This is a genomic window from Streptomyces cadmiisoli (genome assembly GCF_003261055.1).
Taxonomy (GTDB): Bacteria; Actinomycetota; Actinomycetes; order Streptomycetales; family Streptomycetaceae; genus Streptomyces; species Streptomyces cadmiisoli.
This window is the reverse complement of the sequence record NZ_CP030073.1, coordinates 5963037-5984426: the sequence shown is the minus strand read 5'-3', so window position 1 is coordinate 5984426 and position 21390 is coordinate 5963037. Positions and strand designations below refer to the sequence as shown.

Here is a 21390-nt window from a genome sequence, read left to right as displayed (position 1 = left end):
TAAGGGGGCCGCCGTGCCCGCGCCTCAGGCGGACGAGAGCGCGCGTTCCGTGCCGGCCGCCGTCGCGGCCGTGCGGTCGTAGCGGTGCAGGACGAGCCGGGCCATGAGGGGGTGCGCGCCCAGCGGGGCGGCGGCGAGGCCCGGGGCCGCCCGCGCGCACTCCGTGGCGAAGCGGCCCGGGGCCGTGAAGTAGGAGGCGACCGCGACGCGATGACGGCCGCGGGCGTTGAGGGAGCGCACGGCGTCGGCGACCGTGGGTGCGGCGGCGGAGGCGTAGGCGGGCACGACGGGGACGCCGAGGCGGTCGGCGAGCAGTTCGGCCGTGCGGCCGGTGTCCAGGGCGGCATCGGGGTCGCGGGAGCCCGCCGCGGCCAGGACGACGGCGGACCGCGCGCGCCCGGCCCCCGACGTCCCGGCGTGCCAGCCGGCCTCCAGCAGGCGCGCGTGCAGCGTCTCCACGAGCAGGGGGTGCGGTCCGAGCGGCGGGGCCACCCGGGTGCGGGCCGGTACGGCGGCGGCCGCCTCGGGGATGTCCCGCTTGACGTGGTGCCCTCGGCTGAGCAGCAGCGGTACGAGGACCGCGCTCTCCTCGCCGAGCGCGGCAAGGGTGTCGGGCAGCAGGGGCTCGTCGAGCTCGATGTGGCCGAGCCGCACGGACAGGCCGGGGCGCAGCTCGCGGATCCGCTCGGCCAGGGTGCGTACGGTGGCGAGGGCGCGGGGGTCGCGGCTGCCGTGCGCCACGAGGACGAGCACGGGCGGGGTGGGGCGGGGCGTGCGGTCACGGGCGAGGAGGCTGAGCCGGCCGGCCAGCCGGGTACTGATCCGGTTCATGATCTGCGCCGTACTGTCGAGGTGGACGCCACCGGGCAGCTCGCCGCCGGGGCGGTGGTCGGGATCGTCGTACTGGTCGTGCACGGGAAGCGACGCCGTCATGAAGCGATGGTGTCCGTACGACGTTGCCGACCCGTTGCGCGGGCGTGACGGGTCTTTTCCACGGGTTCACCGTGCGCCGCCTCCACCGTGTGAGGCGGTACGACCTGCGGTTTCCGTCCGGTGTTCGAGGGCGGCGGGCAACCGGGGCGCCTCGCGCGGCGTCCATTCCCGACGAAGACGGTCCGCCCGCGCCGCGGGCACGCCGCCTCCCGTGCCGCAGCCGACCGAGAGGGCGTCCCATGAAGTTCCGCCGACCGCGTCTGCCGCGCACCCGCACCGGGCAGCGGCGGCTGGTGCAGGCGGCGGCGGCGCTGTGCACGCTCGCGCTGCTGCCGTCCACCTGGATGCACCTCGCGACGGACGACCGGCTGCGCTCGGCGGCCGACGCGCCCCGCACCGAGGTGGCGGTGGTCTTCGGCGCCGGTCTGTGGAACGGCGAGCCCTCCCCCTACCTGGCCCACCGCCTCGACGCGGCGGCCGAGCTGTACCGGGCGGGCCGGGTCGAGGTCGTCCTGGTCACCGGCGACAACAGCCGCGCGGACTACGACGAGCCGGACGCCATGCGCACCTATCTGACCCGGCGGGGCGTCCCCGGTGCCCGGATCGTCAGCGACTACGCGGGCTTCGACACCTGGGACTCGTGTGTGCGCGCGAGGAAGATCTTCGGGGTCGAGGAAGCCGTGCTGATCAGCCAGGACTTCCACATCCGGCGGGCTGTCGCGCTCTGCGAGGCGGCGGGTGTCACCTCGCACGGAGTGGGAGTGGCCGAGCCGCGCGACAGCACCTGGTACTACGGCGGTGTCCGTGAGCTGTTCGCGTCGGGCAAGGGTGCGCTGGACGCGGCCCTCGAACCCGACCCGCGCTTCCTGGGGCCCCGGGAGCCGGGCGTGCGGCGGGCGCTGGCGGCGGAGTCCCGCACGTCGTGACCGCCGGGTGCCTCACCGCGCCCGCGCGGTGGAGGGGAGGCCGCCGTCCCGGCGGTGTAACAGGCAGCCGTCACGGCACGTAACACGGGCGAAGCACGCTGAACGGCATGACCAGCACCTCGACGCCCACCCACTGCCCTTACTGCGCCCTGCAGTGCGGGATGAACCTGTCGCCCGCGCCGGACGGGGGCGTCGAGGTGTCGGAGCGGACCGACTTCCCGGTGAACCGGGGCGCGCTGTGCGGCAAGGGCCGGACCGCGCCGGCCGTGCTGTCGTCCCGGGTGCGCCTGACCGCCCCGCTGGTGCGCGAGGGGGGCGTCCTCGCCCCGGCGACCTGGGACGAGGCGCTCGGCCGGATCGCCGACGGGCTGGCCCGTACGCGTGCGGACCACGGGGCGGACGCGGTCGGCGTCTTCGGCGGCGGCGGGCTGACGAACGAGAAGGCGTACACGCTCGGCAAGTTCGCCCGGATCGTGCTCGGCACCTCGCAGATCGACTACAACGGGCGGTTCTGCATGTCGTCGGCCGCCGCGGCGGGCACGAAGGCGTTCGGGCTGGACCGGGGCCTGCCGTTCCCGCTGGAGGACATCCCGAGGACGGGGTGCGTGATCCTCGTCGGGTCCAACCTCGCGGAGACCATGCCGCCGGCGCTGCGCTACCTCACCGAGCTGAAGGAGAACGGCGGCACGCTGATCGTCGTCGACCCGCGCCGCACCCGGACCGCCGAGCAGGCCGACCTGCACCTGGCGCCGCGGCCCGGCACCGACCTGGCGCTGGCGCTCGGGCTGCTGCACCTGGTCGTCGCCGAGGGCCGTACGGACGAGGAGTACATCCGCACCCGTACCAGCGGCTGGGAGGACGCCCGGGCCGCCGCGATGGCGCACTGGCCGGAGCACGTGGAACGGATCACCGGCGTGTCCGTTCCCCGACTGCGCGAGGCCGTACGGCTGTTCTGCACGCCGCGGACGGCGATGGTGCTGACCGCGCGGGGACCGGAGCAGCAGTCCAAGGGCACGGACACGGTGGGGGCCTGGATCAACCTGTGCCTGGCGACGGGCCGGGCGGGCCGCCCGCTGTCCGGCTACGGCTGTCTGACCGGTCAGGGCAACGGGCAGGGCGGGCGCGAGCACGGGCAGAAGGCCGACCAGCTGCCCGGCTACCGCAAGCTGACCGATCCGGCGGCCCGCCGGCACGTGGCCGAGGTGTGGGGCGTCGCCCCGGACAGCCTGCCGGGGCCGGGGCGCAGCGCGTACGAACTGCTCGACGCGCTCGGCACGGACATCCGGGCGCTGCTGCTGATGGGCTCCAACCCGGTGGTGTCCGCGCCGCGGGCCGCGCACATCGAGCAGCGCATCAGGTCGCTCGGCTTCCTCGCGGTGTGCGACGTCGTGCTGTCGGAGACGGCGGCCCTGGCGGACGTGGTGCTGCCGGTGACGCAGTGGGCGGAGGAGACCGGCACCACGACCAGTCTGGAGGGCCGGGTCCTGCTGCGCCGGCAGGCCGTCAGCCCGCCGGCCGGGGTGCGCAGCGATCTGGAGGTCCTGCACGAACTGGCCGCCCGCCTGGGCGTGGAGAAGGGCTTCCCGGCCGACCCCGAGGAGGTGTTCGGGGAACTTCGCCGGGCCAGCGCGGGCGGTCCCGCCGACTACTCGGGGATCACCTACCGCAGGCTGGCGGAGGAGAACGGGGTGTTCTGGCCCTGCCCGGCCCCCGCCGGGAGCGGTGCGGAGGGCGGGCCCGCCGACGGGGCCGTCCCGGCGCCGGAGTCACCCGCCGGCGGCGCGGCGCACCCCGGCACCCCCCGGCTGTTCCTCGACCGGTTCGCCACCGACGACGGGCTGGCGCGGTTCGTGGCGGTCTCGCACCGGGCCGTGGCCGAGGAGCCCGACGCCGAGTACCCCCTGCTGCTGACGACCGGACGGGTCGTGGCGCAGTACCAGTCGGGCGCCCAGACCCGGCGGGTGGACGAGCTGAACGCGGCCGCGCCCGGCCCGTTCGTGGAGCTGCATCCGCGGCTGGCGGAACGGCTGGGCGCCGCCGAGGGCGACCCGGTCGCGGTGGTGTCCCGGCGGGGCCGGGCGGTGGCACCGGCGCGGATCACCACGGCGATCCGGCCGGACACCGTCTTCATGCCGTTCCACTGGCCGGGCGAGGGCCGCGCCAACACGCTGACCAACCCGGCGCTCGACCCGACCTCGCGGATGCCGGAGTTCAAGGCGTGCGCGGTACGGCTGGAGGCCGTACGGACCTGACCGCCCGGCCGCCCGGCCGGCACTGAGGGTCAGTCAGCGGGGGGCGGACCCGGGCAGGTTCCCGCCGCGCGTGCCGCGCGGTCAGCTCCGGGTCAGCCAGTCGCCGCCCTCGATACGCCTGCCGCGGGCGCGCAGCCGCGCCGCGACGGCGGGCGCGGCGACGTACACCCAGGCCCGGACCGCCGCCCCGTCGGCCTCGCGGACGACCTCGCGCTCGACCCGCTCGTACAGGCTGCGGGGGTCGCCCGGCACGTACTCCTCCAACCGGTCGAGGGCGGCGAGCAGTTCGTCGTAGTCCCGGGTCCGCGCGGTGACCAGGTCGCCGCGCACCGCTCCGCCCGGCTCCTCCACGGCGTACGGATAGCCCGGACCGTCGTAGAGCACGGCGCCGGTGAGACGGCCCGGTTCCTCGGTCCGGGTGCGGCCGCTGAGGAACAGACCGTGGTTGGGCTCGCCGGGCCGGAGGGTGCCGTAGACGAAGAAGGGGAGTCTCACTCTTTCCACCTGCACGGAAGCGCTACCGAAGGCTTGCAGGAACGATTCTCACCCCTCACACGGTCTCCAGTGATTGCTATGGACACGACATGTCATGGCCCCTTAAATCTCGGTCAAGATCAGCGCCGCCCCCCACTGAGGCGCCTTCCCGAGGAGACCGATGAGCCGGATACGGCATGTCCGAGGTTCCCGTCTTGCGACCGCAGGTGTGGCCGCGACCGCCGCCACCCTGCTGGCCACGGCACTCTCCCCCGGCGCCGGCGCGGCCGACCGGCCGACCCGGGCGGCGGCCGTCGAGAACGCGGCGCGTGCCCTCGCCGGCCACGCGGCGGAGCTGGGCCTCACGGCCGCCCAGGACACCGAGGTCCGCGACGTGGTGGTCGACCCGGACGGCAGCCAGCATGTGCGCTACGACCGCACCTACCGTCAGCTTCCGGTGCTCGGCGGGGACTTCGTCGTCCATCTGGCGCCGGACGGCAGCTACCGGGGCGCCGACCGCGCCACCCGCGCGCCCATCGCCCTGGACGGCGTCACCCCCGCGCTGTCCGCCCCGGAGGCGGCCGACCGCGCGGCGAACGCCCTGCGCGCCACCCGGCTCGGCGAGACGCTGAAGCGGCTGACGGCGAAGTCGCGCCTGGTCGTCGACGCGCTGCACGGCACACCGCGGCTGGCCTGGCGCACCGACGCGGCGGCGCTGGACGCGCAGGGCAACCCTGTCGCCCGCACCGTGCTGACGGACGCCCGCACGGGCGCCCGGATCGACGCCTGGGACGCACTGGAGACGGCGACGGGCGACGGGCGTTCGCTGTACGGCGGCACGGTGCCGCTGGCGACGACGCCCGCGGATTCGGCGTACCAGTTGAAGGACCCGACGCGCGGGAACACCTACACCGGCGACGCGGCCAACCGGACCGACCTGTGCTTCCTCGGCACGATCTGCATCACCCGGGCGCCGGCGACCGTCTTCACGGACGCCGACAACCACTGGGGCGACGGCACGGCGACGGACCGCGCCTCGGCCGCCGTGGACGCGCAGTACGGCACCGACGTCACCTGGGACTACTTCCGGGACGTCCACAAGCGCAACGGCATAGCGGGCGACGGCAAGGGCTCGTACAACCGGGTGCACTACGGGACCCGCTACAACAACGCCTTCTGGGACGACAGTTGCTTCTGCATGACGTACGGCGACGGTGACGGGAACCTGCTGGGGCCGCTGGTGTCGCTGGACGTGGCCGGCCACGAGATGTCCCACGGGGTGACGTCGAAGACGGCGGCGCTGACGTACTCGGGCGAGTCGGGCGGGCTGAACGAGGCGACGTCCGACATCTTCGGCACGCTGGTGGAGTTCCACGCGGGCAACGCCGCCGATCCCGGCGACTGGCTGATCGGCGAGAAGATCGTCCGGCCGGGCTTCGGCCGGTCCGCGCTGCGGTACATGGACGAGCCGTCCAAGGACGGCGTCTCGGCGGACTGCTGGACCGAGGGCGCCGCCGACCTCGACGTGCACTACTCCTCCGGCATCGGCAACCACTTCGCCTATCTGCTGGCCGAGGGCAGCGGAGCGCGGACGGTGGGCGGCACCGCCCACGACTCCCCCACCTGCGACGGCACTTCGGTGCGCGGGATCGGCCGGGGCAAGCTGGGCGCGATCTGGTACCGGGCCCTGACGGTCTACATGACGTCGTCGACGGACTACGCGGGCGCGCGCACGGCGACGCTGAACGCGGCACGGGACCTGTACGGCGCGGGCAGCGCCGAGCACACGGCGGTGGAAGCCGCCTGGAGCGCGGTGAACGTGGACTGAGGAACCCCGCCCGGGGGCGCGGGCACCCTGCGCGCCGGGTGCTCAGCCCCCGTACGGCCGGCGCTCCCGCCCCTCCCGCAACGTCGTTCCCCACCACACCAGCTGGTCCAGCATCGCCTTCGCCGCCGCGTCCGGCCCGGACGGGTCCCTCAGGCGCCCCCCGTCGTCGAAGGACCCGCCGGCGTTGTGGAAGGAGACGGTGTCGCGGACGGTGACGGCGTGCAGTTCGGCGAAGACCTGCCGCAGATGTTCGACGGCGCGCAGTCCGCCGGAGACACCGCCGTAGGAGACGAGGGCGACCGGCTTGGCGCGCCATTCCGTGAAGTGCCAGTCGATCAGGTTCTTGAGTCCGGCCGGGAACGAGTGGTTGTACTCCGGGGTGAGGACCACGAACGCGTCGGCGGCGGCGAGCCTCGGCGTGATGTCCTCCAGCGCGGCCCGCGCCGCCGCGGTGGGAGCCAGTGTGGTGGGCAGGTCGGTCCCGGCGACGTCGACGACCCGGAGCACGAGGTCGTCACGGTCCCGGACCCGGTCGAGCAGCCAGCCGGCCACGACGGGACCGAAGCGGCCGTGGCGGTTGCTGCCGACGACGACGGTGACGTTCAGGGGGGCGGCGGATGCCGTATCGGTGGTCATGCCGGCCACTCTGTTACCTCGACCATTGTTGAGGTCAAGTCGTGTCCCACGGGTGTCGGTCACCCGTTCACACCTTCGACGGACGCCGTCCGGATGAATTCCGCGACACGCCCACAGCACGCCGTTGACCTGCTGAAACAAGACCGGCAGTGCCCCGTGGACAGGTCCCGCGGCACCCGTTCAACGGCATTTCTGACGGCTCATCAGGAAGCGGGCTCGGGCAGGTGCGGATTTCCTCGGAGTGCTGGGCCCGACGAGCTCGAAGGAGCAACACGATGCGACGTACCGCCCGCCCGCTGTCCGGTGCCGCGCTCGCCGTCGCCGCCGTGGGGCTGCTCACCGCACCCGCCTACGGCGCGGACGCCGGACGCCTCGAGGTCCATCCGTCCACCGTGGTGCCGGGCCGTGACGTCATCGTGAACACGTCGGTGTGCGGTGAGGACGCGACGGCGGACGGCGACGCCAGCGCGGTGGGCGCCGGGGCCTTCACGCTCGCTCCCGGCACCGACGAGTACGAGGGCACCACCACCGGGCGGTTCCGGGTGCCGCCGAGCGCGCACCCGGGGACGTACGAGATCGTCGCGAAGTGCACCCGGGGCGGTCACGAGGTCCGGGGCGACCTGGTCGTGGTTCTTTCCTCCGCCGGGCAGATGTACCCGCGGGGAAGTGTGAAGACGGGGGTCGGCGGCGCCCTGGGCACCGACCCCGTGCAGACCGCGGCCGGCGTGGCGGCTCTCGCCGTCGCCGCCGCGGGCGGTACCTGGCTCCTGCATCGCCGGGCGAGAGGCGACGGGATCTGACGGACACCCTCCGCTGTCCGTCCGCCGGTACCGCAAGTCCCCACCCCCTCCGGGTCCGATGCCCCTCGCGGCCCGGAGGGGGTCGGGCCCAGCCAGAAGAGGAGGCGCTTGTGCGCAGACTCGGGAACGCGGGTGACGCCGCGATAGCCGCCGGCACCGCGGTCGCCCTGTGCACCGGGGTGTGGCTGCTGGGCGACGCGGCCGCCCCGCAGGCCCCGCCGCAGCCCTCGGCCGCCCAGGCGCGGACGGCCCCCGTCACACGGGACGCCGCGGCCCCGCTGGCCCCGTCCCCACCGGACCGCATCCGCATCCCCGCGCTACGGGTGGACGCCCCGCTGACGGGCCTCGGACTGACGCCCACCGGCAGCCTGGACGTACCGCCCGCCGCGGACAAGAACCTGGCCGGCTGGTACGAGGCCGGCACCACTCCCGGTGAGACCGGCACCGCCATCGTCGCCGGCCACGTCGACAACGCCGACGGGCCCGCCGTCTTCTACCGGCTGGGCGCCCTGAAGCGGGGCAGCGTCATCGAGGTCGACCGGCGGGACGGCGGCGTCGCCCGGTTCACCGTGGACGCGGTGGAGGTGTACGACGCGAAGAACTTCCCCGACCGGAAGGTGTACGGCGCGGCGACCCGACCCGAGCTGCGGGTGATCACCTGCGGCGGGGGCTACTCGCGCGACTCCGGCTACCGGGGCAACGTGGTCGTCTTCGCCCATCTGACGGGCAGCGCCTGACACCGCGCACCGCACCGGCGCCGGCTCGGGCTCACGCTCCGACTCCGGCTTCGCCAGAACCCCGCACCGCACCGCACCGGCTCCGGCTCCGGCTCCGGCCCCGTGAGAACCCCGCGCGCACCCCGGGCGCACGCCGGACGGACGCCGCCGGCGAGGCCTACGCCACCCACTGCTCGTACGCCAGATTCGCCACCAGCGCGAACACCACCGTCAGCAGCACGATCCGGACGAAGCCGCTGCCCTTCTTCAGCGCCGTGCGCGCCCCCAGCGTCCCGCCCGCGAGATTGAACACCGCCATCAGCGCCGCCGGCTGCCACAGCACCGCGCCCTGCCAGGCGAACATCGCCAGCGCGCCCGCGTTGGTGCAGCAGTTGACGATCTTGGCGGTGGCGGAGGCGGCCACCAGGTCGAGGTGCAGGACCGCGGTGAGCGCCAGCACCAGGAACGTACCGGTGCCCGGGCCGATGAACCCGTCGTAGAAGCCGATGCCGAGACCCGCGAGGCCGATCGCCGCGAGGACGCGGCGGCGGGTGACCGGGCCCGGCGCGGGGGCCGTGCCGAACGCCGGCCGCAGGATCACGAAGGCGGCGACGCCGAGCAGCACCACCATGATCACGGGTTTGAGCACGTCCGTGCTCATGCCGGCCGCGAAGAACGCCCCGGCCGACGATCCGGCGAGCGCGGCGAGCCCGATGCGCACGGCGGTGCGCACATCGACCGGCGCCTTGCGGGCGTACGTCACGGCGGCGCCCGTCGTACCGACGATGGCGACCGCCTTGTTGGTGCCGAGCGCCGTCGCGGCCGGAGTGCCGGCCGGCAGCCCGAGCAGCAGCGCGGGAAGCAGCAGCAGGCCACCGCTGCCGACCACGGCGTCGATCCACCCGGCCACGAGAGCGGCGAGGCACAGCAGGACGACGGTGGTCAGCGATATGTCGGGCATGATCGGGACCCTACGAACCGGACGGTTGTAGCGTCCACGGATTTCGGCCGCGCACGGCATGTTCAGAGGGTCTTCTGAGGTTCGGCGGTCCGGCCCCGCGCACCCCGGGGCCCGCCCTCGCCCCCTCACACCCCGCCCCGGTCCCCGCTGAGGGCAGCGTTCCTCGTGGGAAACAGCCGTGATGCGGCCGGGTAACACCCACCCCGCACGCTGCGGTGCATGACCTCGGACACGCGTGTGGTGGTGATCGGCACCGGCCTCGCGGGCGTACGGCTCGCCCGGCGGCTGGCCGAGCTGGGCACGCCCGCGCTGCTCGTCGGCGAGGAGGAGCACCGGCCGTACAACCGGGTCCTGCTCGCCGAGGTGCTGGCCGGCCGCTACGGCCCGGAGGTGATCGCCCTGCCGGCGCCCGACGGGCTGACCCGCGGCCGGGTGACGGGGATCGACCGGGACGCGCGGACCGTGCGCTGCGCCGACGGCACGGTGATCGCATACGACACGCTGGTCCTGGCCACCGGCTCCAACCCGGTGCTGCCGCCGCTGCGCGGGCTGTACACGCCGGGCCGCGAACTGCCCGAGGGCGTGCACGCCTTCCGCACCATGGACGACTGCCTCGGCCTGTCCGAGGCGGTGCGGCCGGGCGTGCGGGCGGTCGTCATCGGGGGCGGGCTGCTCGGGGTCTCCGCGGCCCGCGCGCTCGCCGTGCGGGGCGCCCAGGTCGTGCTCGCCCAGCAGTCCGAGCGGCTCATGGAGCGCCAGCTCGACCCGGCCGCCTCCCGGCTCGTCCGGCGGCATCTGGCGGAGCTGGGCGCCGAGGTGCACACCGAGTGCCGGGTGCGCGACGTCCGCGTGGCCGGCGGCGCGGTCCGCGCGGTCGAGATGGCCGACGGCTACACCCTCGACGCCGACCTCGTGGTCCTGGCCTGCGGCGTCCACCCCCGGGTGGGCCTGGCCAGGGACGCCGGGCTCGCCGCGCACAAGGGCGTCCTGGTCGACGACGAGCTGCGCACCTCCGACCCGCGCATCCGGGCGATCGGCGACTGCGCCCAGCACGACGGCACCCTGTACGGCCTCGCCGCCCCGGCCCTGGACCAGGCCGACGTCCTGGCCCGCGCGCTGACCGGCGACACCACCGCCCGCTACACCGGCACCCGCGCCCTCACCCGCCTCACCCTGGCCGGCCGGGACCCCTTCGACCTCGCCGCGTTCGGCGAGCCGGAGCCCCGCCCCGGCGACGACGTCGTCCAGCTCGCCGACGCCACCCGCGGCACCTACCGCAAGGTCGTCGTCCGCGACGACCGCCTGGTCGGCGGGGTCCTCGTCGGTGAACTCGGCACCGTCGGCGACCTGGCCCGCGCCTGGGAGGGCGCGGAGCAGCTCCCCGGCGGCGCCCCCCTGCTCCACCTGCTGACCAACGATGGAGGCTGCTGATGTCCGCCACCCCGGGGGACACCCCCACGATCGTGCTCGTCGGCCACGGCATGGTCGGACAGCGCTTCCTCGAAGCGCTCGCCGACCGCGGCCTGACCACCACGCACCGCGTCGTCGTGCTGTGCGAGGAGCCGCGTCCGGCCTACGACCGCGTGCAGCTCACCTCGTACTTCGCGGGCCGGAGCCCCGACGAGCTGTCCCTGACGGACATGGAGTTCATCGAGAAGCACTCGATCGAGCTGTACGTCGGCGACCCCGCCGAGTCCGTCGACCGCGCGGCGCGCGAGGTGACCGCCCGGTCCGGGAACGTCTTCGGCTACGACGTCCTGGTCCTGGCCACCGGCTCCTACCCGTTCGTCCCGCCGGTCCCCGGCCGGGACGCCGAGGGCTGCTTCGTCTACCGCACCATCGAGGACCTGCTCGCCATCGAGGAGTACGCGAGGACCAGGGCGACCAGCGGAGCGGTGGTCGGCGGCGGCCTGCTGGGGCTGGAGGCCGCGGGCGCCCTGAAGGGCCTCGGGCTGGCCACCCGCGTCGTGGAGTTCGCGCCGCGCCTGATGCCGGCGCAGGTCGACGACGGCGGCGGCGCCGCGCTGCTGCGCACCATCGAGGACATGGGCCTGACCGTGCACACCGGTACCGGCACCCAGGAGATCGTGGTCGGCGAGGACGGCGCCGTCACCGGTATGAAGCTGTCCGACGGCTCCGCGATCGCCACCGACCTGGTGGTGTTCTCCGCCGGTGTCCGCCCCCGCGACCGACTGGCCCGCGACTGCGGCCTGACGGTCGGCGAGCGCGGCGGCATCACCGTCGACGAGCGGTGCCGCACGGTCTCGGACCCGCGGGTGTTCGCGATCGGCGAGTGCGCGCTGGCGGCGGACGGCCGGGTCTACGGCCTGGTGGCCCCCGGCTACGAGCAGGCCGAGACGGCGGCCGCCACGATCGCCGCCGCCGATGACGCCGCCGACTTCACCGGCGCCGATCTGTCCACGAAGCTGAAGCTCCTCGGCGTGGACGTGGCGTCCTTCGGCGACGCGCACGGCACCACCGACGACTGCCTGGACGTCGTCTACTCCGACTCGCGCTCCGGCCTGTACAAGAAGCTGGTGGTCGGCCGCGACGGCACCCTGCTCGGCGGGGTCCTGGTCGGCGACGCGGAGGCCTACGGCACGCTGCGCGCGCTCACCGGGTCCGTGCCGCCGGTCTCCCCCGAGCAGCTGGTCCTGCCGGCCGGGTCGGGCGGCGGCGATCAGCTCGGCCCGGCCGCGCTCCCGGACGACGCGGTGATCTGCTCCTGCCACAACGTCACCAAGGGCACCGTCCGCGCGGCGGTCACCGACCACCGCTGCGCCACCGTGCCGGAGGTCAAGAAGTGCACCAGGGCCGGGACCGGCTGCGGCAGTTGCGTCAAGGTGCTCGGCCAACTGGTCACCGCCGAACTGGAGGCGAGCGGGGTCGAGGTCGACAAGGGGCTGTGCGGGTGCTTCGCCCAGACCCGCGAGGAGCTGTACGAGATCGTGCTGGCCCTGCGCGTCACCTCCTACCGGGACCTGCTAGACCGCCACGGCCGGGACGGCGCCCGGGGCGGCGACGGGTGCGAGACCTGCAAACCGGCCGTCGCCTCGATCATCGCCTCCCTCGCGCCCACCATCGGCGCCGACGGCCATGTGCTCGACGGCGAGCAGGCCGCCCTCCAGGACACCAACGACCACTTCCTGGCCAACCTCCAGAGGAACGGCTCGTACTCGGTCGTCCCGCGGATCCCCGGCGGCGAGATCGCCCCGGAGAAGCTGATCGTGATCGGTGAGATCGCCCGCGACTTCGGCCTCTACACGAAGATCACCGGGGGCCAGCGCATCGACATGTTCGGCGCCCGCGTAGAACAGCTCCCGCTGATCTGGGCCCGCCTGGTGGACGCGGGCTTCGAGTCCGGGCACGCCTACGGCAAGTCGCTGCGCACGGTGAAGTCCTGTGTGGGCCGCACCTGGTGCCGCTACGGCGTCCAGGACTCCGTCCGGATGGCGATCGACCTGGAACTGCGCTACCGCGGACTGCGCTCGCCGCACAAACTGAAGTCGGCGGTCTCGGGCTGCGCCCGGGAGTGCGCCGAGGCCCGGTCGAAGGACTTCGGCGTGATCGCCACCTCCCAGGGCTGGAACCTGTACGTCGGCGGCAACGGCGGCGCGACCCCGCGCCACGCCGACCTGCTGGCGCAGGACCTGTCGGACGCCGAACTCGTCCGCCTGACCGACCGGTTCCTGATGTTCTACATCCGTACCGCCGACCGGCTGGAGCGCACCTCGACCTGGCTGGAGCGGATCCCCGGCGGACTGGACCATGTGCGCGACGTCGTCGTGCACGACTCGCTCGGCATCTGCGAGGAGCTGGAGACCCTGATGGCGGCGCACGTCGCCCACTACCGGGACGAGTGGTCCGAGACCATCAACGACCCGGAGAAGCTCGCCCGGTTCGTCTCCTTCGTCAACGCCCCCGACACGCCCGACCCGGTCGTCGGCTTCGTCCCCGAGCGCGACCAGATCAAGCCCGACCTGCCGCTGCTCTCCATCGGCCTGCGGCCCGCGCACGACGTCCTGGAAGGAAGCGCCCGGTGACGACCTCGGCTCCCGAGACGACCGGCCCGCAGGTCCAGCTCCGGCTGGGCGAGGACTGGTTCACGGTCTGCGGCCTGGACCGGCTGCTGCCCGGCCGCGGTGTGGCGGCCCTGCTGCCGGACGGCCGCCAGGCGGCCCTGTTCCGGGACCGCGGGGGGCGGCTCTACGCCGTCGACAACCGCGATCCGTTCGGCGGCGCGGCGGTTCTCTCCCGCGGCCTGCTCGGCACCCACGAGGGCCGCGTGTTCGTCGCCTCTCCCCTGCTCAAGCAGCGCTACGACCTGCGCTCGGGGCACTGCCTGGACGACGAGACGGCACACGTGGCCACGTACGAGGTGCGGGTGGCGACGCCGTCCTGCCCGGGCTCCGAGAACGGCGCCGGCTGACGGGCTGCCGCCAATTCCCGCATTCCCTGCCGAATCTGACCGTGCGTCCGCCGCCGACACGGCGGCCGACCTCGGTGTACGCCGGCGCGTCACGGTCCGGCCACGGTCCGTCCACCCCGCTCTCCTAGGGTCCCTGACCGCACGACCCGTCGCCGACCGGTGACGGGACGGTCACCACACCCCTGGAGTCAGAGTGGAACGTCGTAGCCTGCTGCGTGCGGCCGTCCTCGGCGGTTCGACCGCCGCCCTCGGCGGAAGCCTGTGGCGCGGCGCCGCGTACGCCGCCCCCGCACAGCCCGGCACGGGTCCCTACGGGGCGCTCGGTTCCCCGGACGCCAACGGCATCAGACTGCCCGCCGGTTTCACCAGCCGGGTGGTGGCCCGTTCCGGGCAGACGGTCCCCGGCACCTCGTACACCTGGCACAACGCCCCCGACGGCGGCGCCTGCTACACCGACGGCAGCGGGTGGATCTACGTGTCGAACTCGGAGATCGACCCGAACGGCGGCGCGAGCGCGGTGAAGTTCTCGGCGACCGGCACCATCACGTCGGCGTACCGCATCCTCTCCGGCACCCGCACCAACTGCGCCGGCGGCAAGACCCCGTGGAACACCTGGCTGTCCTGCGAGGAGGTGTCCCTCGGCTACGTCTACGAGACCGACCCGTGGGGCGTGAAGGCTGCCGTCCGCCGCGGCGCCATGGGCCGCTTCAAGCACGAGGCGGCGGCGGCCGACCCGGTGCGCAGGGTGATCTACCTGACCGAGGACGAGACGAACGGCCGCTTCTACCGCTTCATCCCGACGACCTGGGGCGACCTGTCGTCCGGCACCCTCCAGGTGATGGTCGCCGGATCCGCCACGTCCGGCTCGTTCACCTGGGCCGACGTGCCCGACCCGGACGGCTCCCCCACCGTGACCCGCAGCCAGGTCTCCGGCTCGAAGTCCTTCAACGGCGGCGAGGGCTGCCACTACGCCGACAACACCGTCTGGTTCACCACCAAGGGCGACAACCGCGTCTGGCAGCTCAACCTCGCGGCGAACACCTACGAACTCGCCTACGACGACTCCCTCGTGGGCTCCGGCACGGCCCCCCTGACCGGCGTCGACAACATCACCGGGACCTCCTCCGGCGACCTGTTCGTCTCGGAGGACGGGGGCAACATGGAGATCTGCGTCATCACGCCGAACGACGTGATCGCGCCCTTCCTGCGGATCGACGGCCAGTCCGGTTCGGAGATCACGGGCCCGGCGTTCTCCCCCGACGGCCGGCGCCTGTACTTCTCCAGCCAGCGCGGCACGAGCGGCAGCTCCTCGGGCGGCATCACCTACGAGGTGACGGGTCCCTTCCGCTCGTAGACAGCAACTCGACAGCCTCCGGGGCGTGTTGTGGGTGGGGCGGGCGGGAACTCCCGTGTGCGGCGGGCAGGTCGCCGTGTGCGCCGCCCCACCCGATCACTCCCATCCCCGGAGGCCCGAACCATGACCAGGAACCACCTGTCCCGGCGCTCCGTCCTGACCGGCACGGCCGCCGCCGCGCTCACCGCGGCCGGCGCGTCCGGCACGGCCGCCGCCACACCCCGGAAGTGGCCCACGCAGTTCGCCCTGCCCGACGGCTTCCTGCCCGAGGGCATCACCATCGGCGACAAGCCGTACGCCTACATGGGTTCCCGCGCCGACGGCGCCGTCCTGCGCACCGATCTGCGCACCGGCGCCGGCAGGATCGTCGCCGCGGGCACGCCGGGCACGGTCGCGATCGGCCTGAAGCTGGACCGCGACGGCCTGCTGTACGTGGCGGGCGGCGGCGGGGGCACGGCCCGCGTCATCGACTCCCGCACCGGCGAGGCCGTACGCACCCACCGGCTCACCACCGCCACGACCACCTTCGTCAACGACGTCGTCCTGACCGGCGACCGCGCCTGGTTCACCGACTCACGCAACGCGGTCCTGTACGGCGTGCCGCGTGCCCGCGGCGGCTCGGTCCGCGCGCTGCCGCTGACCGGCGACTGGGAGCAGCTCCCCGACGTCAACAACGCCAACGGCATCGTGACGACACCGGACGGGCGGGGCCTGATCGTCGTCAGGAGCACGCCGGGCACGCTGTACCACGTCTCGCCGAGAACGGGCCGGGCCGAGCGGATCACCCTGCGCGGAGCCGACTCGGTGGTGAACGGCGACGGCCTGGTCCGTATCGGGCACACCCTGTACGTGGTGCAGAACCGGCTCGACCTGATCAGCGTCTGGACCCTCGACCGGCGGCTGCGCACGGCCACCCTGCGCGGCACCATCAGCGACCCGCGCTTCGACGTCCCCACGACGGCGGCCCGGTACGGCGACCGTCTGTATCTGGTCAACGCCCGCTTCACCAGCCCGCAGACGCCGGAGACGACGTTCACCGGGGTCGCGGTCCCGATCCCGGCCTGACCGCAGGGAGGGCGCGGGCGACGACGACACCGCCCGGGCGGTGGTGACAACGCCCGCGCCCCGTACGGAGAGCTACTTTCCGGTCACGTCACGTTCCCATCACGAGTCCTTCATCCCACCCCCGCGGTGGTGGCCCCGCACTAGCTTCGGTCACCTCATATCCGGCGGTTCACACCATCAGGATCACCGGCCCGGATATCACCACGAACCCGGAAGGACTCTCTCGTGAACCCGTTCCTCAAGCGTGGCGCCGTCGCCCTCGCCGCCGTGACCGCGGCCGCGCTGCCCTCCACCGCGCTGGCCCACGACGGCGACCACCCCTTCGAGAACTGCTCCGCCGCGTACGCCGCCGGTTACGCGAACATCGAGGAGGGCGACGAGCACTACGGCGAGCACCTCGACCGCGACAAGGACGGCATCGGCTGCGACAGCCCGCCCGCGGACTTCGTGCCGGCCGACGACGAGGCGACGGACGACGCCGGGACCGGGGAGCAGGCCTCGGACGACGGCGCGGCTGACGACACCGACCTGGCCGAGACCGGCGGCAGCGGTGCCACCCCGTACCTCGCGGGGGGCGGCGCCCTCGTGGTGCTCGCGGGCGGCGGTCTGGTCCTGGCGGCCCGCAAGCGCCGCGCGAACGACTGAACCGCGCGGAGGGCGATACCCCGAACGGCGCCCCGAACGGCGCCGCGCGGCGCCGGCCTCCCGCCCGCCGTACGGTGAGGCACATGAGGCTCCCGCCGTCCGTCGCCCGGCAGCGCTTCGCCGCCTCGCCGGTCGCCCGGCTGGCGACGGCCGGCGCCGACGGAGTGCCCCACGCGGTGCCGGTGACCTTCGCCGTCCTGGGCGACGTCGTGTACTTCGCGGTCGATCACAAGCCCAAGAGCACCTGGGACCTGCGCCGGTTGCGCAACATCCGGGAGAACCCCTCGGTGGCCGTGCTCGCCGACCACTACGACGACGACTGGTCGACGCTGTGGTGGGTGCGCGCGGACGGCCGCGCGGACGTACTGGGGCAGGGTCCGGAGCGGCGGTCCGCGGTGGACCTGCTGTGCGCCAGGTACGACCAGTACCGGCACTCCCCGCCGCTCGGTCCCGCGGTCGCGGTCCGGGTGGAGCGGTGGAGCGGCTGGTCGTCGGCGTAGCCGTTCCGGGCCGGTGAGCGGCGGGCCGCCGCGGCCTCAGACGGGTGACGGGGCGTCGAGGAATCGGTGGAGGGAGGCCGTCACAGCGGTGACGAAGGCGTCCCGGGTCCGGTCGGCGACGAGGTCGAGCGAGAGGTAGGGGTTGAGGTCCTCCAGCTCGACCAGCAGCAGTTCACCGTCCGCGGTGCGGCAGGCGTCCACCCGCTGGATGCCGTGGTCGAGGGTGTTCCACTCGATGAACCGGCGGGCGAAGCGGAGATCGGCGCCGGTGGGCTCGTACGGTTCGAGGACCCAGCGGCGGCCGGGGTCGGGGGCGTACAGCGCGTACTGGAAGGCGTCGTCGACGTAGTAGAACGACACCTCGTACCGGAAGTCGACGCGCGGCTGGACGAGGACGTCGCCGAAGGTCAGGCCGGGCAGCCGGTCCGCGGGCAGGAAGGACAGCCCGATGGAGTCCGCTCCGGCCTTCGGCTTGACGGCGTACTCGCCGGTGCCGGGCAGCCGGCCCAGGTCCTCGGCCCGGTCGACGGTGGGTATCACCGGGTAGCCGGCGGCGGTCAGATCCAGCAGGTACTGCTTTCCGGCCATGTCGCCGCGGCCGGACAGCGGGTTGTAGACGAGCGTGCCGAGCGCCGCGGCCCGCTCCCGGAAGGCGCCGTACTCCGTCCGGTAGTGCAGCACGGGGCCGCTGTTGCGGACGACCACCGCGTCGAAGCCGTCCATCAGCCGGGCGGCGTCCAGCGGGTTGCACAGGGCGAGGTCGAACTCGTCGCGCAGCCTGGACGTGAGGAAGATGTCCTCGTCGCAGTAGCGCCGTCCCCGGGCCCGGTAGGCCAGATCGGTCACGAACAGAACTCTGGGGCGGGCGGTCACGACGCGTCTCCTGACTGGATGATCGTTCAACCTACCCGTTCGACGGGGGAGGACGGCACCCCCGCACAGGGTGCCGTCCTCCTTGCCCCGCGAGCCGGAGCCGCCGCCTGATCGGTGAGGGTCGGGGACCGACGGCGGCTCCGGTGCCTGGGGGCGGCGGTGGTCGCCGCCCGGTCAGCGGTGGTCGCTGCCCTGCGACCGGGACGCGGCGCGTCCGGCCTCCAGCCGCGCCACCGGGATGCGGAACGGGGAGCAGGAGACGTAGTCCAGGCCCACCTCGTGGAAGAAGTGCACCGACTCCGGGTCACCGCCGTGCTCGCCGCAGACGCCGAGCTTGAGGTCGGGGCGGGTGGCGCGGCCGGCCTTGGCGGCGGCCTGCACCAGGGACCCCACGCCGTCCCGGTCGATCGTCTCGAAGGGGGAGACGCCGAAGATGCCCTTCTCCAGGTACGCCGTGAAGAAGGAGGCCTCCACGTCGTCGCGGCTGAAGCCCCACACCGTCTGGGTGAGGTCGTTGGTGCCGAAGGAGAAGAACTCCGCCGCTTCCGCGATCTGACCGGCGGTCAGCGCGGCTCGGGGCAGTTCGATCATCGTGCCGATCGCCAGCTTCAGTTCCGTGCCGCGGGCCGCCTCCACCTCGGCGATGACCCGGTCGGCCTCCTCGCGGACGATCTCCAGCTCCTGGACCGTGCCGACCAGCGGGATCATGATCTCGGCGCGCGGGTCGCCCTTCGCCGCCTTGCGGTCGGCCGCGGCCTCCGCGATCGCCCGTACCTGCATGGTGAACAGGCCGGGGATGACCAGGCCGAGCCGCACACCGCGCAGGCCCAGCATCGGGTTCTGCTCGTGCAGCCGGTGGACCGCCTGGAGCAGCCGCAGTTCGTTCTCGTGCGGCTCCTGGCGGGACTCCGCGAGGGCAACGCGCACCGACAGCTCGGTGATGTCGGGGAGGAACTCGTGCAGCGGCGGGTCCAGCAGCCGGACGGTGACGGGCAGACCGTCCATCGCCTCGAACAGCTCGACGAAGTCCTGCTTCTGGAGCGGCAGCAGCTCCTTCAGCGACTCCTCGCGCTCGGCCTGCGTGTCCGCCAGGATCAGGCGCTCCACCAGTTCACGGCGGTCGCCGAGGAACATGTGCTCCGTGCGGCACAGGCCGATGCCCTGGGCGCCGAAGCGGCGGGCGCGCAGGGCGTCCTCGGCGTTGTCCGCGTTGGCCCGCACCCGCAGCCGGCGCTTGCGGTCGGCGAAGGCCATGATGCGGTGGACCGCCTCGACGAGTTCGTCGGCGTCGTCGGCACCGGCGTGCATACGGCCCTCGAAGTACTCCACGACCGGGGAGGGGACCACCGGGACCTCACCCAGGTAGACCTTGCCGCTGGAGCCGTCGATGGAGATCAGGTCGCCTTCCTCGACGACATGACCGCCGGGCACCGTCATCCGGCGGCGCTTGGTGTCGACCTCCAGCTCCTCCGCGCCGCAGACACAGGTCTTGCCCATGCCGCGCGCGACCACGGCCGCGTGGGAGGTCTTGCCGCCGCGCGAGGTGAGGATGCCCTCCGCGGCGATCATGCCGTCCAGGTCGTCGGGGTTGGTCTCGCGCCGGATCAGGATGACCTTCTCGCCCGAACGCGACCATTTGACGGCGGTGTACGAGTCGAAGACCGCCTTGCCGACGGCCGCCCCCGGTGACGCGGCGATGCCCCGGCCGACCTGCTCGACCTTCGCGCTGTCGTCGAAGCGGGGGAACATCAGCTGGGCGAGCTGGGCGCCGTTGACCCGCTGGAGCGCCTCCGCCTCGTCGATCAGGCCCTGGTCGACGAGCTGGGTGGCGATACGGAAAGCGGCGCCCGCCGTGCGCTTGCCGACGCGGGTCTGGAGCATCCACAGCTGCCCGCGCTCGATGGTGAACTCGATGTCGCAGAGATCCTTGTAGTGGTTCTCCAGGGTCTCCATGATCTGCATGAGCTGGTCGTACGACTTCTTGTCGATCCGCTCCAGCTCGGCGAGCGGGACGGTGTTGCGGATCCCCGCGACGACGTCCTCGCCCTGGGCGTTCTGGAGGTAGTCGCCGTAGACGCCCTGGTGGCCGCTGGCGGGGTCCCGGGTGAAGGCGACACCCGTGCCGGAGTCCGGGCCGAGGTTGCCGAAGACCATCGAGCAGACGTTGACGGCGGTGCCCAGGTCGTGCGGGATGCGCTCCTGGCGGCGGTAGAGCTTGGCCCGGTCGCCGTTCCAGGAGTCGAAGACCGCCTTGATGGCGAGGTCCATCTGCTCGCGCGGGTCCTGCGGGAAGTCCCGGCCCGCCTCGGTCTTGACGATCTTCTTGAAGCGGGTGACCAGCTTCTTGAGGTCCGCGGCCTCCAGCTCCGTGTCGACCGCGACCTTCTTCGCCTCCTTGGCCTTCTCCAGCGCCTCCTCGAAGAGGTCGCCGTCGACGCCGAGGACGGTCTTGCCGAACATCTGGATCAGGCGGCGGTAGGAGTCCCAGGCGAAACGCTCGTCGCCGGCCTGCTTGGCCAGGCCCTGCACGGACCTGTCGGAGAGGCCGATGTTCAGCACCGTGTCCATCATGCCGGGCATGGAGAACTTCGCTCCGGACCGGACCGACACGAGGAGGGGGTCGTCGGCCTGGCCGAGCTTCTTGCCCATGCGCCGCTCCAGCGCGTCGAGGTGCGCACTCACCTCGTCACGCAGTGCCGCCGGCTCCTCGCCGCTGTCGAGGTAGACCTTGCAGGCCTCGGTGGTGATGGTGAAGCCCGGAGGGACGGGAAGCCCCAGGTTGGTCATCTCGGCGAGGTTCGCGCCCTTGCCGCCGAGGAGGTCCTTGAGGTCCTTGTTGCCCTCGGTGAAGTCGTAAACGAACTTCACGTCCTCAACGCTGGTGCCGTGCTCAGCTACCTGGGGATCTTTGTTTTCCGACACGGGTCTCGACTCCTCGAGGACGCGGTGGCTGCCCTGACGGCGAGGAACATACCCAGATCGAAGGCGCCTGGGTACG

18 protein-coding genes are annotated in these 21390 nt (G+C 73.3%); 12 read left to right on the top strand and 6 right to left on the bottom strand.

From position 1 onward, the window contains the following. Positions 1-24: 24 nt before the first annotated feature. Complete coding sequence (locus DN051_RS26120; RefSeq protein ID WP_079000715.1) at positions 25-933, bottom strand: sirohydrochlorin chelatase; 909 nt, start codon at positions 931-933, stop codon at positions 25-27. 239 nt (positions 934-1172) lie between these two features. Between DN051_RS26120 and DN051_RS26115 the strand changes: the two genes are divergently transcribed. Then, positions 1173-1859 carry a SanA/YdcF family protein gene (locus tag DN051_RS26115; RefSeq protein WP_112439610.1) on the top strand — a complete coding sequence of 229 codons (687 nt, stop codon included), beginning with the start codon at positions 1173-1175 and terminating at the stop codon, positions 1857-1859. 107 nt (positions 1860-1966) lie between these two features. Then, entirely contained in the window at positions 1967-4111 is a 2145-nt protein-coding gene (locus DN051_RS26110) for a molybdopterin oxidoreductase family protein (protein ID WP_053758267.1), read from the top strand. 81 nt (positions 4112-4192) lie between these two features. On the opposite strand, the gene DN051_RS26105 is transcribed toward DN051_RS26110, so the two are convergent. Further along, positions 4193-4606: a gamma-glutamylcyclotransferase family protein gene (locus tag DN051_RS26105; protein WP_053758266.1), complete on the bottom strand. Its 414-nt coding sequence runs from the start codon at positions 4604-4606 to the stop codon at positions 4193-4195. 160 nt (positions 4607-4766) lie between these two features. Here DN051_RS26105 and DN051_RS26100 point away from each other — a divergent pair, with 160 nt between their 5' ends. After that, the gene (locus DN051_RS26100; protein ID WP_112439609.1) at positions 4767-6413 is read left to right on the top strand and encodes a M4 family metallopeptidase; all 1647 of its coding nucleotides are present in this window, start codon (positions 4767-4769) and stop codon (positions 6411-6413) included. A 42-nt stretch (positions 6414-6455) separates the two neighbouring features. On the opposite strand, the gene DN051_RS26095 is transcribed toward DN051_RS26100, so the two are convergent. Continuing rightward, entirely contained in the window at positions 6456-7049 is a 594-nt protein-coding gene (locus DN051_RS26095) for an NADPH-dependent FMN reductase (RefSeq protein WP_112442445.1), read from the bottom strand. Positions 7050-7324: 275 nt separating this feature from the next. Between DN051_RS26095 and DN051_RS26090 the strand changes: the two genes are divergently transcribed. Then, on the top strand, positions 7325-7849 hold the full coding sequence (locus DN051_RS26090; RefSeq protein WP_053758264.1) for a hypothetical protein: 525 nt from the start codon (positions 7325-7327) through the stop codon (positions 7847-7849). Positions 7850-7959: 110 nt separating this feature from the next. Continuing rightward, the gene (locus DN051_RS26085; protein ID WP_053758263.1) at positions 7960-8586 is read left to right on the top strand and encodes a class F sortase; all 627 of its coding nucleotides are present in this window, start codon (positions 7960-7962) and stop codon (positions 8584-8586) included. Between the two features lie 157 nt (positions 8587-8743). On the opposite strand, the gene DN051_RS26080 is transcribed toward DN051_RS26085, so the two are convergent. After that, positions 8744-9526 (bottom strand): sulfite exporter TauE/SafE family protein, encoded by a 783-nt coding sequence (locus tag DN051_RS26080; protein ID WP_112439608.1) that lies wholly within the window; start codon positions 9524-9526, stop codon positions 8744-8746. Positions 9527-9745: 219 nt separating this feature from the next. Here DN051_RS26080 and DN051_RS26075 point away from each other — a divergent pair, with 219 nt between their 5' ends. The 7 genes from DN051_RS26075 (at position 9746) to DN051_RS26045 (ending at position 17519) form a co-directional block, all read left to right on the top strand. Further along, a complete protein-coding gene (locus tag DN051_RS26075; protein ID WP_112439607.1) occupies positions 9746-10957 on the top strand; it encodes an NAD(P)/FAD-dependent oxidoreductase in 1212 nt (403 codons plus the stop codon). Continuing rightward, entirely contained in the window at positions 10957-13569 is a 2613-nt protein-coding gene (gene nirB, locus DN051_RS26070) for a nitrite reductase large subunit NirB (protein WP_053758260.1), read from the top strand. The genes DN051_RS26075 and nirB overlap by 1 nt, the downstream gene beginning before the upstream one ends. Continuing rightward, positions 13566-13955 (top strand): nitrite reductase small subunit NirD, encoded by a 390-nt coding sequence (gene nirD, locus DN051_RS26065; RefSeq protein ID WP_053758259.1) that lies wholly within the window; start codon positions 13566-13568, stop codon positions 13953-13955. Before nirB ends, nirD begins: the two co-directional genes overlap by 4 nt. A 193-nt stretch (positions 13956-14148) precedes the next feature. Beyond that, positions 14149-15309: an alkaline phosphatase PhoX gene (locus DN051_RS26060; RefSeq protein ID WP_053758258.1), complete on the top strand. Its 1161-nt coding sequence runs from the start codon at positions 14149-14151 to the stop codon at positions 15307-15309. Positions 15310-15432: 123 nt separating this feature from the next. Next, positions 15433-16374: an SMP-30/gluconolactonase/LRE family protein gene (locus DN051_RS26055; protein ID WP_053758257.1), complete on the top strand. Its 942-nt coding sequence runs from the start codon at positions 15433-15435 to the stop codon at positions 16372-16374. A gap of 225 nt (positions 16375-16599) precedes the next feature. After that, the gene (locus DN051_RS26050; protein WP_053758256.1) at positions 16600-17019 is read left to right on the top strand and encodes an LAETG motif-containing sortase-dependent surface protein; all 420 of its coding nucleotides are present in this window, start codon (positions 16600-16602) and stop codon (positions 17017-17019) included. 83 nt (positions 17020-17102) lie between these two features. Beyond that, complete coding sequence (locus tag DN051_RS26045) at positions 17103-17519, top strand: TIGR03668 family PPOX class F420-dependent oxidoreductase (protein WP_053758255.1); 417 nt, start codon at positions 17103-17105, stop codon at positions 17517-17519. Positions 17520-17555: 36 nt separating this feature from the next. Here the strand turns inward: DN051_RS26045 and DN051_RS26040 are convergent, their stop codons facing one another. Then, the gene (locus tag DN051_RS26040; RefSeq protein ID WP_053758254.1) at positions 17556-18392 is read right to left on the bottom strand and encodes an ATP-grasp domain-containing protein; all 837 of its coding nucleotides are present in this window, start codon (positions 18390-18392) and stop codon (positions 17556-17558) included. 174 nt (positions 18393-18566) lie between these two features. After that, positions 18567-21314: a pyruvate, phosphate dikinase gene (ppdK, locus tag DN051_RS26035; RefSeq protein WP_053758253.1), complete on the bottom strand. Its 2748-nt coding sequence runs from the start codon at positions 21312-21314 to the stop codon at positions 18567-18569. Positions 21315-21390: the final 76 nt, after the last annotated feature.

Bases quoted from the DNA above. Each gene is read 5' to 3' on its own strand.
- DN051_RS26120 (WP_079000715.1), bottom strand. From the start codon at position 933: ATGACGGCGTCGCTTCCCGTGCACGACCAGTACGACGATCCCGACCAC.
- DN051_RS26075 (WP_112439607.1), top strand. From the start codon at position 9,746: ATGACCTCGGACACGCGTGTGGTGGTGATCGGCACCGGCCTCGCGGGC.
- DN051_RS26055 (WP_053758257.1), top strand. From the start codon at position 15,433: ATGACCAGGAACCACCTGTCCCGGCGCTCCGTCCTGACCGGCACGGCC.
- DN051_RS26095 (WP_112442445.1), bottom strand. From the start codon at position 7,049: ATGACCACCGATACGGCATCCGCCGCCCCCCTGAACGTCACCGTCGTC.
- DN051_RS26090 (WP_053758264.1), top strand. From the start codon at position 7,325: ATGCGACGTACCGCCCGCCCGCTGTCCGGTGCCGCGCTCGCCGTCGCC.
- DN051_RS26080 (WP_112439608.1), bottom strand. From the start codon at position 9,526: ATGCCCGACATATCGCTGACCACCGTCGTCCTGCTGTGCCTCGCCGCT.
- DN051_RS26110 (WP_053758267.1), top strand. From the start codon at position 1,967: ATGACCAGCACCTCGACGCCCACCCACTGCCCTTACTGCGCCCTGCAG.
- nirB (WP_053758260.1), top strand. From the start codon at position 10,957: ATGTCCGCCACCCCGGGGGACACCCCCACGATCGTGCTCGTCGGCCAC.
- DN051_RS26100 (WP_112439609.1), top strand. From the start codon at position 4,767: ATGAGCCGGATACGGCATGTCCGAGGTTCCCGTCTTGCGACCGCAGGT.
- DN051_RS26115 (WP_112439610.1), top strand. From the start codon at position 1,173: ATGAAGTTCCGCCGACCGCGTCTGCCGCGCACCCGCACCGGGCAGCGG.
- DN051_RS26045 (WP_053758255.1), top strand. From the start codon at position 17,103: ATGAGGCTCCCGCCGTCCGTCGCCCGGCAGCGCTTCGCCGCCTCGCCG.